This is a genomic window from Marilutibacter maris, assembly GCF_006546735.2.
Taxonomy (GTDB): Bacteria; Pseudomonadota; Gammaproteobacteria; order Xanthomonadales; family Xanthomonadaceae; genus Marilutibacter; species Marilutibacter maris.
In genome coordinates this window covers 17,169-33,800 of the sequence record NZ_VICD02000030.1, presented here as the reverse complement: position 1 = coordinate 33,800, position 16,632 = coordinate 17,169, and the positions used below count along the sequence as shown (strand labels likewise).

Sequence of the window (16,632 nt, the reverse complement as noted above, 5' to 3'; positions counted from 1 at the left end):
AATGGGGGTGTGGAAGCGCAACGGTGGGGCCCAAGGTTTGCGCAGCAAACTTTGGGAGATATCCGGGCGCAGCCGGATATCGTTCCCCCCTGAGTGAGGGGGCGATTCGCATCGCAGATGCGAATGGGGGTGTGGAAGCGCAACGGCGGGGCCCAAGGTTTGCGCAGCAAACTTTGGGAGATATCCGCGCACAGCCGGATATCGTCCCCCCAGCCTCAGGAGGCTGGATTCATGGGGCGGACGAACGCTCTTCGTAGGAGCGGCGTAAGCCGCGATGGGCCTTCTTCGGGAGCTCCAAAAGAATCGCGGCTTACGCCGCTCCTACAGGATGCGATACAGCACGGACCCAGCCCCCTGAGTCAGGGGGCGATTCGCATCGCAGATGCGAATGGGGGTGTGGCAGCGCACCGGCGGGGCCCAAGGTTTGCGCAGCAAACTTTGGGAGATATCCGCGCAGCCCGGGGATCACGCCGAGGCGTAGCGAGCGGCGCCGCCGACCCAACGCGCAACGATCCGGTCGGCCAGCTGCGGCGACTGTTCCATCAACCGTTCGCCGACTTCGTGGACCCGCGGCAGCAGATCGGCGTCGCGGACCAGGTCGGCGACCCGGAATCCTGCGATCCCGGTCTGGCGGGTGCCCAGCAGCTCGCCGGGGCCGCGCAGTTCCAGGTCCTTCTCGGCGATCACGAAACCGTCCTGGGTCTGCCGCATCGTTTCCAGTCGCTGCTTCGCCAATGCCGACAGCGGCGGTTGGTACAGCAACACGCAGTTGGACGCCGCGCTGCCGCGACCGACCCGGCCGCGCAACTGGTGCAACTGGGCCAGGCCAAGCCGCTCGGCGTTCTCGATGATCATCAGCGAGGCGTTCGGCACGTCGACACCGACCTCGATGACCGTGGTCGCGACCAGCAGGTCGGTCTCGCCGTCCTTGAACGCGCGCATCGCGGCCTGCTTTTCCGTCGCCTTCATCCGCCCGTGCACCAGCCCGACCCGCAGTTCCGACAACTGCGCCGACAGTCCTTCGAACGTGGTCTGCGCGGCCTGCGCGACCACTTCGTCGCTGTCGTCGATCAGGGTGCAGACCCAGTAGGCCTGACGGCCCTCGGCGCAGGCCGCGCGGATCCGTTCGACCAGTTCCGGCCTCCGCCCCGCGCTAAGCGCCACCGTCTGCACCGGTGTGCGTCCGGGCGGCAGTTCGTCGATCGCCGAGACATCGAGATCGGCGTAGGCGGCCATCGCCAGGGTGCGCGGAATCGGCGTGGCCGTCATCACCAGCTGGTGCGGCACGAACGCGGGCGTATCGCCGCCGTCGCTGCCGCCCGCCCCCTTGTCGCGCAGGGCCAGGCGCTGGTGGACGCCGAAGCGGTGCTGCTCGTCGACGATCGCCAGTGCCAGGTCGTGGAACGCGACGCCCTGCTGCATCAGCGCATGGGTGCCGACCACCACCTGCGCGTCGCCGCTGGCGACCTCGGCGAGCACCTGGGTGCGGGCGCGACCGGTGACCTTGCCGGCCAGCCAGGCGACCCGGACATCCAGCGGTTCGAGCCAGGCGCGCAGGTTGTTGAGGTGCTGCTCGGCGAGCAGTTCGGTCGGCGCCATCAGCGCAGCCTGCTTGCCGGCCTCGACCGCGAGCATCGCCGCCAGCGCCGCGACCACGGTCTTGCCCGAACCGACATCGCCCTGGACCAGGCGCAGCATCGGCCGCGGCTGCGCCAGGTCGCGGCGGATCTGTCCGAACACGCGCTCCTGGGCGCCGGTCAGACGGAACGGCAGCCCCGCCTGCAGCCGCCGGGCGAGCGCGGTCTTCTTCAGCACCGCCGCCGCATGCGCCTGCTGCGCGAGCCTTTGCCGGCGCAGGCTGAGGTGGTGGGCGAGCAGTTCCTCCAGCACCAGCCGCCGCTGCGCCGGGTGGGTACCGGCGAGCAGCGCCTCGATGTCGGCATCCGCCGGTGGCCGGTGCACGGTCAGCAGCGCCTCGCGCAGCGACGGCAGCCGCAGCGCCTCGCGCAGGCCCGCCGGCAACAGTTCCAGGCTGGCCTCGTCGGGCAGGCGGTCCAGCGCCAGCCCGATCAGCCGCCGCAGCGTCGCCGGGCCGACCCCCTCGATCGCCGGATAGACCGGGTCCAGCCGCTCGCCGAGGGCGTCGTCGTCGTGATCGGAAAGCACCCGGTAGCTGGGATGGACGATCTCCAGCCCGTTCTGTCCCGGTCGCGGCGTGCCGTAGCAGCGCACCCGCGCCCCGGGCCGGAACTGCGCGACCTGGGCGGCCCGGAAGTGGAAGAAGCGCAGCACCAGGGTCTGGTGGGAGTCGTCGCCGATTGCCACCCGCAACACCGGGCGATAGCGGAAGCCGCGTTCGACCGCCTCGACCCGGCCCTCGACCTGGGCGGCGACACCGGGCACCAGCGCGCCGATCGCCGTGATCGTGGTCCGGTCCTCGTACTGGCGCGGCAGGTGCAGCCACAGGTCCTGCAGGCTCCCGATGCCGCGCGCCGCCAGCTTTTCGGCCACCTTGGCACCGACCCCGGGCAGGACGGTCAAGGCGGACGGCTGGGCGTCGATGGCGACGGCATCGCGACGTTTCGGCATCGCGCAAGCATGCCGGGATCGCGCGCAAACAAAAACCCCGGCACGGAGGCCGGGGCAAGGAGCAACTTTTCGGGCCGGACGGAACGGATCGGCCGGCATTCCAACGGGTGCGGCGCCGGTGCCGCCGCGATGTTCAGTAGTTGGCGCTGAACTCCACCCCCCAGCTGCGCGGCTGGCTGACGCGGGCGCCGACCGTGCCGAGCACGGTCTTGCCGTAGGTGCCCAGCGCATTGATGTACTGGTTGTCGAAGACGTTGGTGCCATAGACCGCCAGGCCGAAGCGGCCGCTGGCCGAGGTCCAGCCCAGGCGCACGTCGGTGCGCTCCTGCGCCTCGCCCAGTCGCAGCGCGCTGCTGACCCCACAGGTGCCCTGCGACTGCGACTCGTCGCTGCAACGGGTCTTGCCGCGGTAGGCATGACGCAGCGACAGCCGCAGGTCGCCGGCATCGTCCATCCGCCACACGTAGCTGGCGCCGCCGGCCACCGACCAGTGCGGCGTGCCGGTGGCCTGGCCGCTGACGTCGATGCCCTCCGGGGTCACGTAGTCCTTGTAGGTGGAATCGATGAAGGCGGCATTGAGGTCCAGGGTCAGCGCATCGGTCGGCTGCCAGCGGGCGTCGAAGTCCAGCCCCCAGGCCTCCAGGTCGGAGGTGTCGACGACGAAGCGCGGGATCGTGGTGGTGCTGTCCAGGCGCACCGCCTGGCGGTTGTCATAGACGTAGTAGTACGCCGACAGGTTGTACTGCAACCGATGCTCCGGCAGCGCGTGCTTGATGCCGGCCTCGAAGTTCCACACGTCCTCGTTGTCGAACTCGCTGCCGATCTGCAGCGCGTTGTAGCCGCCGGCCTTGTAACCCTTAGCCAGCGAGGCGAAGCCCATCAGGTCGTCGCTGAAGTGGTAATCGACGACGAAGCGCGGGCTGAGGTCGTCCCAGGATTGCGAGGCGCGGTTGGTGATGCCCTTGTTCATCAGCGCCGGCGGATCGATGAAGGCGATGTCGAAGACGAAGGCATCGCGCGGCAGGCCGAGCAGGGTGAAGATGCCCAGCGCCTCCATCTGGTCCAGGGTCGCGTCCAGGGTCGGCGCATCGCGCTGATCGTTGAACCAGCTGAAGGTCTTCTCGTCGCGGGTGTAGCGCAGGCCGACGGTCAGGTTCAGGCGATCGTTGACATGCCAGATCACGTCGCCGTACAGCGCATAGGCCTTGGTGTCGAGGTCGTTGACGAACTTCTCGTTCCACTGGTGGCCGAGCAGGCTCAGCGGAATGCCGTTGGCCTGCATCACCTGGGTGACGAAGCCGTACAGGGTGCCGTCCGGCGTCGGCGCCATGCCGAGGTTGCGCACGATGGTGTCGACCGAATCGGTATAGGCGTTGACCTCGCTGGTCTGGTCGGCGCTCTCCTTGAAGTAGCTGGCGCCCGCCACCCAGTCCAGCGCGCCGGTGGTGCCGCTGAAGCGGAACTCCTGGTAGAGGTTGCTGTTGCTCTCGGTGTTGGTCGAATCGACGTACAGATAACGGCGGTTGGTGCCGTCCTCCTCGACCCGGTTGACCGAGTCGTAGTCGTGCCAGGCCGTGGTCGAGGTCAGATTGCCCCACTCGAAGGCGTGATCGACGATCAGGGTCGCGCCGTCGAAGCGTCGCGACTCCTCGTTGCCGTCGGCGTCGGTCATCGCCGGGACCCTGCGTGGATCCAGGTAGGCGGTCTCGTCGATCGGCAACGGAATCAGTCCCGGCGCCGGCGGCAACGGCACGATGCCGATCGTGGCCTGGCCGAGCTGGTCGAGGCTCTCGTGGTCCCAGGTGATCCATGCGGTGGTGTTGTCGCCGAAGCGGGTGCTGAACGCCGCCCGCGTCGCCCAATTGTTCTCCGGCGACAGATCCTCGCCGGTGGCCGCGTCCTGCAACCAGCCATCGGCATGGTTGAACAGCCCATTGAAGCGGAACGCCGATACCTCGCCGACCGGGATGTTGGCCATGCCCTCCAGGTACTGCTTGCCGTCCTCGGCCAGGCGCAGCTTGGCCCGCGCCTGGAGCTCCGGGCCCGGACGGTGGGTGATGATCGAGATCGCGCCGGCGGCGGTGTTGCGGCCGAACAGGGTGCCCTGCGGGCCCTTCAGCACCTCGATTCGCTCGACGTCGGTGAACGGCAACAGCACGCCGCCGCCACGCCCGGCATAGACACCGTCGACGTAGACGCCGACCGCCGGATCGGTGCCGATGCCGAAATCGTCGGTGCTGATGCCGCGCAGCTGGAAGCTGGGCTGGGTCGGCTGCTGGCTGTCGATCACCAGGCCGGGCACGAACGAGTCGATGTCGCCCAGGTCCTCGGCGGCGATGTCGTCGAGCAATTGCTCGTTGACCACCTGCAGGGCGATCGGCACGTCCTGCAGCTCCTGTTCGCGGCTCTGCGCGGTGACCGTGATCGCGTCGAGGGTGGTCGCGTCGGGGCCATCGGCGCCGTCTTCCTGCGGCGCGGCAAAGGCGATGGACGCGACTCCGGCGGCGAGGCCGCCGAACAGGACCTGGCGTACGCGCAGGCTCAAGGGATGCTTGCGAACCGTCATTGAGTACTCCCCTACTCCATGATTGCGGTGAACGTGTCGTTGGCTGAAGCGTCTGTCGTGGATGATCCGGATTGCGGATGGATGTGCGGCAGCAATACGCCATATCGACGCGCATGTACACGGCCCGGCGATCCCGGGCCGTCGCCGCCCCCGCGGGCCCGACATCCGCTGAAGCCCCCACTCCAGGCGGATGCCGGGCGTTTTCCGCCGGGGTCGCACTCGGTTGCACAGCGGCCCGGCGATGCGCTCATCCGGCGTCTCCGCACTCGCCGGTCTGGGCCGCGATCCAGGCTTCGATCAGGGCCACGCCCTCGCGATGGACGACGCTGCGCCCCAGCTCGGGCATCATCACGCCCGGATCGGTGCTGATCATGCGATAGCTCAGGATCGAACGTTCCGGATGGCCCGGCACGATGCCGAAACGGCGGTCGCCGGTGCCGTGCCCGGCCGCGATCGGCAGCTTGCATCGGCCCAGCCTGAGCGGCTGATCGACCGCGCTGCCCAGCCACAGGCCGGAGGTGTTGCCGGGGCCCCCGGGGCTGTGGCAATGCGCGCAGTTGATGTCCAGATAGGCGCGCGCGCGCGCCTCGACGGTCTGCGTTCCATCGCGCCAGTCGGCGACCCGCGGCATCGCACCATCGGCCGGCAGGTCCCGCAGATAGCCCTGCGCACGCCAATGCCGCAACTGGTTCTCGCGCACCGGGCTGTCATCGGTATCGACATAATCGAAGTCGCGATTCAGATGCCGCGCCTTCGGGCCGATCGGCTCCAGCGCGCGGCTGCGGATTTCGGTGCCGTGGCAACCGGCGCACTGGTTCTGGTCGGGGACCTGGTACAACGCCGACTCGCGCATGGCCGACTCGCGGCCGCCCGCGCCGTCGTCGCCTTCGACCAGGGTCAGCGGTACCAGCTCGCCGCTGCGCATCAGCCGCGCCTCGGTCTGCTCGCGGTTCCACACGTAGGGCAGCGCCACCCAACCCGCCTCGCGCCGCACCAGCAGACGGGTCTCGATCAGGCGCACCTTGTCCAGTTGCAGGCGACCGCCGGCCAGCGCGCCCTCGCCGCCCTGGCTGCGCAGCACCGCGTCGCTGTCAGCCGCCTCGCCGGCCACGCGCGGGTAATAGAAGGTCTTGCTGATGATGGTGCCGACCGGGAAATCGAACGTCGCCTCGCCGTCGTAGACGGCCGCCTTGCCCTCGGGCATCCACACCGTGCGCAGCTTGTGCGCGTAATCGGAGAACAGCGGCGTGTTGAGGTCGTAGGGGACGACGCCGGCGCTGGGCGCCATCACCCCGTCCTCGCGCACGAACAGGTTCCATTCCGCCAGCGTCGCCGGCTGGCCCTCGGCATGGAAGCGCACCGGCCCGGAAACCGGCTTGCAGGCGACCAGTGCGACCATCAGGAGCGCCAGCGCCGCGGCACGCCACCCCGACAGTGCCGCCGGGGCGTCGTGCCTCCACAGCGCCTCAGCCACGCCGCAGGTCCACCGTCGGCAGTTGCGGCAGCCGGCAGTCGTGGCCGGCGAGGTCCTGACTGGGGTTCTTGTAGCCGCCGGGGCCATCGGCATTGATCACCCCCGACACGTCGCGCAGGCAGATCTGCGGGCCGCCCTCCAGGTCGGTGTTGAGGTAGCCGTCCCACAGCACGTCGGGAAAGCGGCCGCGCAGGCCGTACACCGAGACCTTCAGCGCCTTCAGGTCGAGCCCGTCGGGCGCGTCGCCGCCGCCGGACAGGCGGTTGCCGTGCACCGAGATCCGCTCCGGATACGGGTCGAAGCTGTCCGAGCGGCTGTCGTCCTTGTAACCGGTCGAATAGACGCTGGAGACGATGATGTTGGCGGTCTTGTTGTCCTGGATGTCGTTGTCGAAGATCTCGACATCGTCGTTGGAATTGATCACCACGCCGCTGCCGGCCGGCACGCTCGCCACCGGTGTGCCCTTGGCGCCGAAGTTGGCGGTGTTGTTGGCCACGACCCGGTTCCCGAACACCCGGATGTTGCCGCCGGGCTGCTCCAGCGCCGGCATGTTGAACACCAGGATGCCGCCGGTGTTGTTTGTCGCAAGATTGCCGTGCACGTCGGCGTTGACGGTGTTCTCGATCTCGATGCCGGCGACGTTGTACTCGGCGCGGTTGTTGCGCACGATCACCTCGCGCGACTGGCCGACATAGATGCCGGCGTCGGACGCGCCGATCGCGATCGAATCCTCGATCAGCACGTTGCGGGTCTTCACCGGATACAGACCATAGCCGCCGTTGCCGGTGTCCGGGCCGCCGGTCCACTCCACCCGCACCCCGCGGATGGTGATGTGCTCACCCTCGTTGACCTTCAGGCCGTCGCCCTTGGCGTCCTCGATCGCCAGGTTCTCGATGGTGAAGTGGCTGGCATTGACCAGCAGGCCCTCGGCACCGGCCTTCTGGCCCTTGAAGCTGAGCACGCTCTTGTCCTGGCCGGCGCCGCGCAGGGTCACGTTGTCCACCCGCAGGCTCAGGCCGCGATCGAAGCTGTAGCGCCCCGGCGGCACCTCGATCACGTCGCCGGGCCTGGCGTCGAGCAGCTTCTCGCGCAGGACCTGCGCGAACGCGGCGTCGCCCTCGGCCACGTTGGCGCTGGGCACGTAATCCGAACCGCCATCGCCGCAGGCGCCCAGCACCGCCGCCGCGACCGCCGCCAGCACCACGCGCCGGATCGGGCACGCGCGCGGCGGCCGCCCGCCCCCATCCATCTTCGAGATGCCCGCCATCGTGATGCCCCTCATCGCTGCCTCTGTCGATGCCGCCGTCATCCGGCTGTCATCGAAGTCTCCAATGACCAGTGGCACGGGCGTGAGGGCCAGGCCGGCATAGAATGGGGGGCAAACCGGACAAGCTACGCCAGCGTATGTCAGCGAACGACCTCCCGGACCCCGCCGAGCTCCATGTCGTCAACATCAAGAGCGGCATCGTCGCCGGGCTGATCGCGCGGGCCGACGAGCTCGGTGTGGCGTGCGAAGGCTGGTTCGCCGGCCTGCGTCTGCAGCGCGCGCAGTTCGAGGCCGACCCGCCGGTCTACCTGTCCTATCGCCAGGCCTGCGAGATCGTCCGCCGCGCCCTGCGCAGCCTGCCCGGCCAGGCTCATGGCCTGGTGATCGGGCAACGCCAGGATGTCGGCCACTTCGGCCTGCTCGGGCTGGCGATGCTGACCGCCGAGGATTTCGGCGAGGCGCTGCGGATCGGCATCCACTACGCACCGATCACCGGCGCGATGATGGAGCTGCAACTGGAGCCCTGCCGCGGCGGCGATGGCCGCGACTGCGTCGCGGTGTCGGCACGGATGCGCACGCGCGAGGCGGAGATCGAGCCGTTCCTGTGCGAGGAGCTGTTCGCCAGCTGCCTGATGCTGTGCCGCGGCCTGCTCGGCCCAGGCTTCAGCCCGCTGGCCGCCGAACTCGCCTACCCGGCGCCGGCGCATGCCGCCGACTATGCGCGGGTGTTCGGCTGCGCGGTCGACTTCGATGCGGGCTGCAACCGGGTCGTGATCGAGCGACGCTGGCTGCAGGTCGCGATGCCGGCCCACAACCCGGCCAGCGCCGCCCACGTGCTGGCGTTGTGCCGCGAGCAGATGCCGTCCGAGCGCCCGGTCAACGAGATCGTCGGCGCGGTCGAGCGTCTGCTGCTGTTGCAATTGGCCGACGCCCCCAGGCTGATCGACATCGCCGCCGAGCTGCATCTGACCGAACGCACCCTGCGCCGCCACCTGTGCGATGCCGGCACCAGCTACAAGGCGATCCACGACCGGGTCCGGCGCGAGGCCGCCGAAGCGCTGCTGCGCAGTCCCGACGCGCGCATCGCCGAGGTCGGCGCCGCGGTCGGCTTCCGCGACGCGCGCGAGTTCCGCCGCGCGTTCAAGCGCTGGACCGGAATGGCCCCGCGCGAGATGCGCCAGCGCGCGAACTGAGCCGCCGCGCCGACCAGAGAGGCTGACGGAGTGTCCGTGCGCTCCAGAACGGGTTTCGTAGGAGCTGCGTAAGCTGCGACCGGGAGTTTCCCGTTAAGGCTCCATCGCGGCTATGGCCGTTCCTACGTGGGCTCCTACAACACCAGGATCGCGTCGACCTCGAACGCCGCGCCCTTGGGCAGGCCTGCGACCTCGATCGTCGAGCGGGCCGGATACGGGGCCTGGAAGTACTCGCCCATCACCGCGTTCACCGCCGCGAAGTCGCCCAGATCGGTGACGTAGAGGCCGAGCCGCACCACCTGCGCCAACGATCCGCCCGCAGCTTCGCAGACCGCCTTGAGGTTCTCGAACGAACGCCGCGCCTGCGCGCTGATGTCGCCGGAAACGATCTCGCCGGTGGCCGGATCCAGCGGGATCTGGCCCGACAGGTAAACGGTGTTGCCGGCGCGGACCGCCTGCGAGTACGGACCGATCGCGGCCGGAGCGTTGTCGGTGTGGATGATCTGGCGACTCATGCGTCGACTCCTTGGACGGGCCTGCAAGTCTAGTCGAGCCAGATGACCCGCGAGCACCGTCGAAGCCGGCAGCGTCCGAAACCGACGCGCCCTGCTCTCGCCTGGCTCTCGCAGGAGCGGCGTAAGCCGCGATGAAGGAAGACCCTCGCGGCTTACGCCGCGCCTACGGACACCTCAGCCCCTCGACCATGAGGTTTGCGCAGCAAACTTTGCGGGTTCCCGGGCGCAGCCCGGGGATCGCGGGTCAGATCCGCTGCACGCCCAGCACCACCTGTAGGCGTCGCACGCGCCGGATCACGTCGGCCAGATGGCGGCGGTCGGCGACCTCGATCGAGAATTTCATCACCGCAACATGGGTGTCGCGCTCCAGGTACTCGACTCGGTCGATGTTCGACTCCGCGTCGGCGACCGCGGCCGCCACCTGGGCGAGCGCGCCGGGACGGTTGTCGACCTCGATCTTGAGCGCGGCGGCGAAGTCGCCGGAGACCTCGCGGTCCCATCCGATCGACACCCAGCGGTCCGGCGACTTGCGGTACTCGGCGACATTCGGGCAGTCCATGCGATGCACGACCACGCCCCTGCCGGCGGTGTGATAGCCCATGATCTCGTCGCCGGGAATCGGCAGACAGCACTGGGCGAAGCTGATCACCCCGCGCTCGGCGCCGGTGATCAGGATGCGGTCCTCCGGCCGCGGCCCACGCACCGACTTGCGTCGCTCCGGCGCGCCCGGAGTCTCCCGCGCCAGCGACTGCGCGACCTGGCTGGGCATGCGGTTGCCCAGCGCGATCTCGGCCAGCAGCGCCTCCAGGCGCGGGAACCGGTGCTCGGCCAGATAGGCGTCGATGCGCACCTGCGGCACCCGGTCCAGCGAGGTATCCAGGCCCTCCAGCGCGCGATCGAGCATGCGGTGCCCCAGTTGCACCGCATCCTCGTGGCCGATCTGCTTGAGCTGCTGGCGGATTGCGGTGCGGGCCTTGCCGGAAACCACGAACTCCAGCCACTGCGGCTTGGGAATCGACGACCGCGCGGTGATCACCTCGATCCGCTGGCCGCTGGTCAGGCGGGTGCGCAGCGGCGACAGCTTGCCGTCCACGCGCGCCGCCACCGCCTGGTTGCCGACGTCGGTATGCACCGCGTAGGCGAAGTCCAGCGCGGTCGAATTGCGCGGCAGCGACATGATGTCGCCCTTGGGGGTGAACAGGTAGACCTCGTCCGGGAACAGGTCGACCTTGACGTTCTCCAGGAACTCCAGCGACGAGCCGGTCGCGTGCTGCGACTCGACCAGGCCGGTGATCCAGCTGTGGGCGCGGCTCTGCGCGCTGTTCGGGCCCTCGCCGCCGTCCTTGTAGGACCAGTGCGCGGCGATGCCCTTCTCGGCGATCAGGTCCATCTCCTCGGTGCGGATCTGCACCTCGACCGGAGAGCCGTAGGGACCGAACAGCACGGTGTGCAGCGACTGGTAGCCATTCGCCTTCGGGATCGCGATGAAGTCGCGGAAGCGCGCGTCCAGCGGCTTGTAGGTGGCATGGACGACGCCCAGCGCGTGATAGCAGTCGGGCACCGAGCGCACCACGATGCGGAACCCGAACACGTCCATCACCTGGGTGAAGCTCTTATGCTCGGCGCGCATCTTGGTGTAGATGCTCCACGGCGACTTCACCCGGCTGATCAGACGGTGCTGCAGCTTCTCCTTGGCCAGGCGCTGGGCGAGGTTGGCCTCGATCTGCACCAGCGCCTCGCGCCGCACCACCGGCTGGGTGCGGATGCGCTTCTCGATCACCGCGTGGCGCCACGGATGCAGGGCGCGGAAACCCAGGTCCTGCAGTTCGGCCTTGATCAGGTTCATGCCCAGGCGCTGGGCGATCGGCGCGTAGATCTCCAGCGTCTCGCGGGCGATGCGCTGGCGCGCCTCGGCGCCCTGCGCACCAAGCGTGCGCATGTTGTGCAGGCGGTCGGCAAGCTTGATCAGGATCACCCGCAGGTCGCGCGACATCGCCAGCAGCATCTTGCGGAAGCTCTCCGCGGTCGCCTCGGCGCGGTCGCGGAACTGCAGCTTGTCCAGCTTGGTGACGCCGTCGACCAGTTCGGCGACGGTCTCGCCGAACTCCTCGGCCAGGCACTCGCGGGTGACCGGCGTGTCCTCGATGGTGTCGTGCAGGATCGCCGCGATCAGGGTCTCGACATCCAGACCCTGCTCGGCCAGCACCTGGGCGACCGCGACCGGATGGGTGATGTACGGCTCGCCGGATTTGCGGTTCTGTCCCGCATGCGCCGACGCGCCGACCGCCCAGGCCCGGCGCAGCCGCTGCCGCTGGGCGTCGTCCAGAAAGTCGGCGGCACGCTCCAGATCCTGCACATAGTCCGGCAATACCGCGGCGTCGGCGCTGGACTGCGTCGTGGTGCGGTTGGAGCCGGGCATGGCGGGACGTGCGGACATACGGGCAATCTAGCAGGGTGGCGGGAGAACGCACATCCCGTGCGTCGCGCGACTCGCCGCGGCGTGGCGGGCCCCGGCGAGCACCGCGGAGATCCCGTTCCGGGTCGACGTCTGCACGGCACCGGGACCTCGCAAAAACGCAACGGCCCCGCCTGGGCGGGGCCGCTGACACCTGTCCGGCCTTGTGGCCCCAGGCGGCGACTGGAAGGGCGTCCGGCGCGCGTCCGGCGCCGACGCTCAGTCGTCGTTCTTGGACATGTCCTCGTCGGCGACCACCTCGGCGGCGGCCCACTCCAGCGCCTCGCGCTCCTTGCGCTCGCGCTCGGCCTTCTCGACCGCCTCGATGTACTCGGCGTCGACCTCGCGGGAGGCGATCTCGCGCAGCGCCAGCACGGTCGGCTTGTCGTTGGACTCGCTATTGTCGATCATCGGCTCGACGTTGTTGGCCAGCTGGCGCGCGCGCTTGGCGGCCATCATGACCAGTTCGAAGCGGTTATCGACCACTTCCAGGCAATCTTCTACGGTGATGCGTGCCATGGGGCTCCTGGCGGCGCTGGGCCGTCATGCTGGCTTTGAGGGCCGGCCAGTCTATCCCCTGCGGCCATGCCGAAGCAAGCCCGCCCCTTGGAAATCAGTCAGTTAGGAATTCCCGGCCCGTCCGCCGGTCGACGCGACCGCCGCCACCGCGGTGCCATTGCGGCGTGACGAAGCGCGCAAGTGCTTGATCCTGCGGCCACCCGCGATCCGCATGCCCGCTGTCGGGGCGTCCCTCAGTCCCCGCTCCCGTCGCCACCCGGCTCGGCCAGTAGCGCGCCGATCAGGCGGCCGTGACGGGCCACCTGCATCTCCCTGCGCAGCCGGCTGGCGGTGAACACCGCGCACATCTCGTCCACCGCCATCGCGAAGTGCTCGTTGACGATCACGTAGTCGAACTCGCCGTAGTGCGACATTTCCTCGCGCGCGGCCGCCAGCCGCTGCGCGATCACCGCCTCGCTGTCCTGGCCGCGATTGCGCATGCGCTGGTCCAGCGCCGCGCGCGACGGCGGCAGGATGAACACGCTGATCGCGCCGGGGACCTGCTTGCGGACCTGGCGCGCACCCTGCCAGTCGATCTCCAGCAGCACGTCGCGACCGGCCGCCAGCTGCGGCTCCACCGATTGCCGCGCGGTGCCCTTCCAGTCGCCGTGCACGCGCGCGTGCTCGAAGAAGTCGCCGGCCTCGACCATGCGCTCGAACTCGGCCTCGTCGACGAAGTGGTAGTGCTCGGCGTGACGCTCGCCCGGACGCGGCTTGCGCGAGGTGAACGAGATCGACAGGCAGATGTTCGGGTCGCGCGCGAGCACCGCGTTGACGATGCTGGATTTTCCGGCACCGGACGGGGCGGCGACGATGAACAGGGTTCCACGCATAGGACTTGGATTAGAAGTGAGTGAAGAGGAGTGAGGAGTGAGGGGAAGCGGACCGGCGCCATTCCCGCGCCCGGTCGGGAGAGCGGAAATCCGCGGGTGCCTTCCTCTCACTCCTCACTGCTCGCCCCTCATTACTCGATGTTCTGGATCGCGCGCGCCACGTTGATGAACAAGGTTCCACGCATGGGACCTGGAAGTGAGTGAAGAGGAGTGAGGAGTGAGGGGAAGCGGACCGGCGCCATTCCCGCGCCCGGTCAGGAGAGCGGAAATCCGCGGGTGCCTTCCTCTCACTCCTCACTGCTCGCCCCTCGTTACTCGATGTTCTGGATCTGCTCGCGGACCTGGTCGATCAGCACCTTCAGTTCGACCGCCGCGGCCGAACTGCGCGCGTCCACCGACTTGGAACCCAGGGTGTTGGCCTCGCGATTGAACTCCTGCAGCAGGAAGTCCAGGCGCCGGCCGACCGCTTCGCGCAACTTCAGCACCCGCCGCGCCTCGCCGATGTGGGCGCTGAGGCGGTCGAGCTCCTCGTCGACATCGAGCTTCTGCAGCCAGATCACCAGCTCCTGCTCCAGCCGGCCGGGCTCGACCGGCTGCGCCAGCTCGCCCAGGCGGGTCTGCAGTTTCAGCCGCTGGGCCTCGCGGATCGCCGGCATCAGCTCGCGCAGGGTCGAGACATGGGCCTGGATCCCGTCCAGCCGCTCGCCGATGAACGCGGCCAGCTTGGCGCCCTCGCGCTCGCGCGCGGCGACGAATTCGTCCAGCACCTCATCCAGCAGCGCCAGTGCCTCGGTCTGCAGCGCGGCGGCATCGGCCGCGGGCGCCTGCATCACGCCCGGCAGCTGCAGCAGCTGGGCGAATTCGGTATGCAGGCCGGGGAAGCGCGAGGACAGATCGATCGCCAGTTCGCTCAGCTCGCGCAGGCGGGTCGGATCGACCTTCAGCGCGCCCTCGCCCTCCGGCGCGCGCATGCGCAGGACCAGGTCGACCTTGCCGCGCGACAGCCGCGCGTTGATCCGTTCGCGCAGCGCCGGCTCCAGCGAGCGCAGGTCGTCGTGCAGGCGGGTGCCGACTTCCAGGAAGCGGTGATTGACCGAGCGCAGCTCGCAGGTCAGCGAGCCCCAGGGCGTCGCCCGCTCGCCACTGGCGTAGGCGGTCATGCTGCGGATCATGGGGTGGTCCTGCCGTCCAGGCGCTGCGATGCGGCCGTGAAGTATGCCACTTCGGGCACCGGGGCGGCCCTGCGGCCGCGCGCGACATGCCGTGGATCGGGCGATCGGCGATGCCGGCAGGCTGAGGGCCCCGCCCCGAGCGGATAGAATTGCGTCCCGATCCAGCATAGACGTGCCCGATGACCGATCCGACCGCGAATTCCCCCGCCATCGCACGCCCCAGTGGCCGCGCGCCCGACCAACTGCGCGAGATCCGCATCGAACGCGGCTTCACCCGTCACGCCGAGGGCTCGGTGCTGATCAGCTTCGGCGATACCCGGGTGCTGTGCACCGCCAGCGTCGACAACAAGGTGCCGGGGTTCCTACGCGGCAAGGGCGAGGGCTGGATCACCGCCGAGTACGGCATGCTGCCGCGCTCGACCCACACCCGCAGCGACCGCGAGGCCGCGCGCGGCAAGCAGGGCGGCCGCACGCTGGAGATCCAGCGGCTGATCGGTCGGTCGCTGCGCGCCTGCGTCGACCGCGGATTGCTGGGCGAACGCACGATCACCCTCGACTGCGACGTGTTGCAGGCCGACGGCGGCACCCGCACCGCGGCGATCACCGGCGCCTATGTCGCCCTGGTCGACGCGATCAACGGCCTGGTCGCCAGCGGCGCGATCAAGTTGCCGTCCTGCGGTCGCACTCCGGTGTTCGGCGCGATCGCCGCGGTCTCGGTCGGCATCTATCGCGGAGTGCCGGTGCTCGATCTCGACTACGCCGAGGACAGCGACTGCGACACCGACATGAACGTGGTGATGAACGACGGCGGCGGCTTCATCGAACTGCAGGGCACCGCCGAGGGGCACGCGTTCCGCCGCGACGAACTCGACGCGATGACCGCGCTGGCGCAGTCCGGCATCGAGCGCCTGATCGAATTGCAGCGCGAGGCCCTGGCCGGATGAAGCCGCATATCGCACTGATCGCGCTGCTGGTGCGCGACTACGACGAGGCGATCGCCTGGTATCGCGACGCGCTGGGTTTCGCCCTGCTCGAGGACCTGGATCAGGGCGGCGGCAGGCGCTGGGTGCGCATGGCACCCGTTGGCGACCGGCAGTTCAGCCTGCTGCTGGCGCGCGCCGACAACCCGCGCCAGCAGGCCGCCGTCGGCGACCAGCACGGCGGCCGCGTCGGCTTCTTCCTTCACACCGACGACTTCCAGCGCGATTTCGCGGCGATGACCGCGAAGGGCGTGCGCTTCCAGGAGACGCCGCGCGAGGAGCCCTACGGCACGGTCGCGGTGTTCGAGGACCTGTACGGCAACCGCTGGGATCTGCTGGAGCCCAGGCAGTCATGACCTCGACGGCATCCACCGCCACCGGCCCCGTTTCGCCCCGCTCCCGCTGGGTGATCGCCAGCAGCAACGCCGGCAAGCTGCGCGAATTCCGCGAGCTGCTCGGCGGCGACGGCGGTATCGAGTTCGTGACCCAGGGCGAACTGGGCGTCGACGATGCCGAGGAGACCGGCCTGAGCTTCGTCGAGAACGCCCTGCTCAAGGCCCGCCACGCCGCCCGCGCGACCGGTCTGCCGGCCCTGGGCGACGACTCGGGCCTGTGCGTGGACGCGCTCGGGGGCGCGCCGGGGCTGTACTCGGCCCGCTATGCCGGCGGCCACGGCGACGCCGCGGCCAATATCGACAAGCTGCTGACCGCCCTCGCCGGGATGCCCGAGTCCACCCGCCACGCCCATTTCATCGCCGTGATCGTACTGCTGCAGCACGCCGAGGACCCGCAGCCGCTGATCGCGCAGGGCGTGTGGCCCGGGCGCATCCTGCACGCCCCGCACGGCGACGGCGGTTTCGGCTACGACCCGGTGTTCCAGCCCCACGGCCACGATTGCAGCGCGGCCCAGCTTGACCCGGTGGTGAAGAACCGCATCAGCCATCGCGGCCTGGCGCTGGCCTCGCTGAAGCGACAGCTCACGAACCTGTACGCGAATCCGTAGACCCGGCCCGGACCGCGATCCGGGAGT

13 protein-coding genes are annotated in these 16,632 nt (G+C 69.4%); 4 read left to right on the top strand and 9 right to left on the bottom strand.

Annotated elements, in window-relative coordinates; translation table 11 throughout:
- Positions 1–465: 465 nt before the first annotated feature.
- From recG to FKV24_RS02830, 4 genes are all read right to left on the bottom strand, one after another.
- Positions 466–2,589 (bottom strand): ATP-dependent DNA helicase RecG, encoded by a 2,124-nt coding sequence (gene recG / locus FKV24_RS02845; protein WP_141481126.1) that lies wholly within the window; start codon positions 2,587–2,589, stop codon positions 466–468.
- Positions 2,590–2,722: 133 nt separating this feature from the next.
- A complete protein-coding gene (locus FKV24_RS02840) occupies positions 2,723–5,155 on the bottom strand; it encodes a TonB-dependent receptor (protein WP_141481125.1) in 2,433 nt (810 codons plus the stop codon).
- Positions 5,156–5,402: 247 nt separating this feature from the next.
- Positions 5,403–6,629 carry an SO2930 family diheme c-type cytochrome gene (locus FKV24_RS02835; protein ID WP_249040888.1) on the bottom strand — a complete coding sequence of 409 codons (1,227 nt, stop codon included), beginning with the start codon at positions 6,627–6,629 and terminating at the stop codon, positions 5,403–5,405.
- On the bottom strand, positions 6,622–7,911 hold the full coding sequence (locus FKV24_RS02830) for a parallel beta-helix domain-containing protein (protein ID WP_249040887.1): 1,290 nt from the start codon (positions 7,909–7,911) through the stop codon (positions 6,622–6,624). The genes FKV24_RS02835 and FKV24_RS02830 overlap by 8 nt, the downstream gene beginning before the upstream one ends.
- A gap of 122 nt (positions 7,912–8,033) precedes the next feature.
- Here FKV24_RS02830 and FKV24_RS02825 point away from each other — a divergent pair, with 122 nt between their 5' ends.
- A complete protein-coding gene (locus FKV24_RS02825) occupies positions 8,034–9,089 on the top strand; it encodes an AraC family transcriptional regulator ligand-binding domain-containing protein (RefSeq protein ID WP_170288188.1) in 1,056 nt (351 codons plus the stop codon).
- Positions 9,090–9,223: 134 nt separating this feature from the next.
- Here the strand turns inward: FKV24_RS02825 and FKV24_RS02820 are convergent, their stop codons facing one another.
- From FKV24_RS02820 to FKV24_RS02800, 5 genes are all read right to left on the bottom strand, one after another.
- Positions 9,224–9,604 carry a RidA family protein gene (locus tag FKV24_RS02820; RefSeq protein WP_141481123.1) on the bottom strand — a complete coding sequence of 127 codons (381 nt, stop codon included), beginning with the start codon at positions 9,602–9,604 and terminating at the stop codon, positions 9,224–9,226.
- Between the two features lie 244 nt (positions 9,605–9,848).
- A complete protein-coding gene (locus FKV24_RS02815; RefSeq protein WP_141481129.1) occupies positions 9,849–12,023 on the bottom strand; it encodes a RelA/SpoT family protein in 2,175 nt (724 codons plus the stop codon).
- Between the two features lie 255 nt (positions 12,024–12,278).
- Entirely contained in the window at positions 12,279–12,578 is a 300-nt protein-coding gene (gene rpoZ / locus FKV24_RS02810; RefSeq protein WP_111267435.1) for a DNA-directed RNA polymerase subunit omega, read from the bottom strand.
- A 233-nt stretch (positions 12,579–12,811) separates the two neighbouring features.
- The gene (gene gmk, locus FKV24_RS02805; protein ID WP_141481122.1) at positions 12,812–13,450 is read right to left on the bottom strand and encodes a guanylate kinase; all 639 of its coding nucleotides are present in this window, start codon (positions 13,448–13,450) and stop codon (positions 12,812–12,814) included.
- A 311-nt stretch (positions 13,451–13,761) separates the two neighbouring features.
- Positions 13,762–14,622 (bottom strand): YicC/YloC family endoribonuclease, encoded by an 861-nt coding sequence (locus FKV24_RS02800; protein WP_141481121.1) that lies wholly within the window; start codon positions 14,620–14,622, stop codon positions 13,762–13,764.
- 179 nt (positions 14,623–14,801) lie between these two features.
- Between FKV24_RS02800 and rph the strand changes: the two genes are divergently transcribed.
- From rph to rdgB, 3 genes are read left to right on the top strand one after another with little or no spacing between them, the layout of a single operon-like run.
- Complete coding sequence (rph, locus tag FKV24_RS02795; RefSeq protein WP_141481120.1) at positions 14,802–15,566, top strand: ribonuclease PH; 765 nt, start codon at positions 14,802–14,804, stop codon at positions 15,564–15,566.
- Positions 15,563–15,958, top strand: coding sequence for a VOC family protein (locus tag FKV24_RS02790; RefSeq protein WP_141481119.1), 396 nt, complete (start codon positions 15,563–15,565; stop codon positions 15,956–15,958). The genes rph and FKV24_RS02790 overlap by 4 nt, the downstream gene beginning before the upstream one ends.
- Positions 15,955–16,605, top strand: coding sequence for an RdgB/HAM1 family non-canonical purine NTP pyrophosphatase (gene rdgB / locus FKV24_RS02785; RefSeq protein WP_141481118.1), 651 nt, complete (start codon positions 15,955–15,957; stop codon positions 16,603–16,605). The genes FKV24_RS02790 and rdgB overlap by 4 nt, the downstream gene beginning before the upstream one ends.
- Positions 16,606–16,632: the final 27 nt, after the last annotated feature.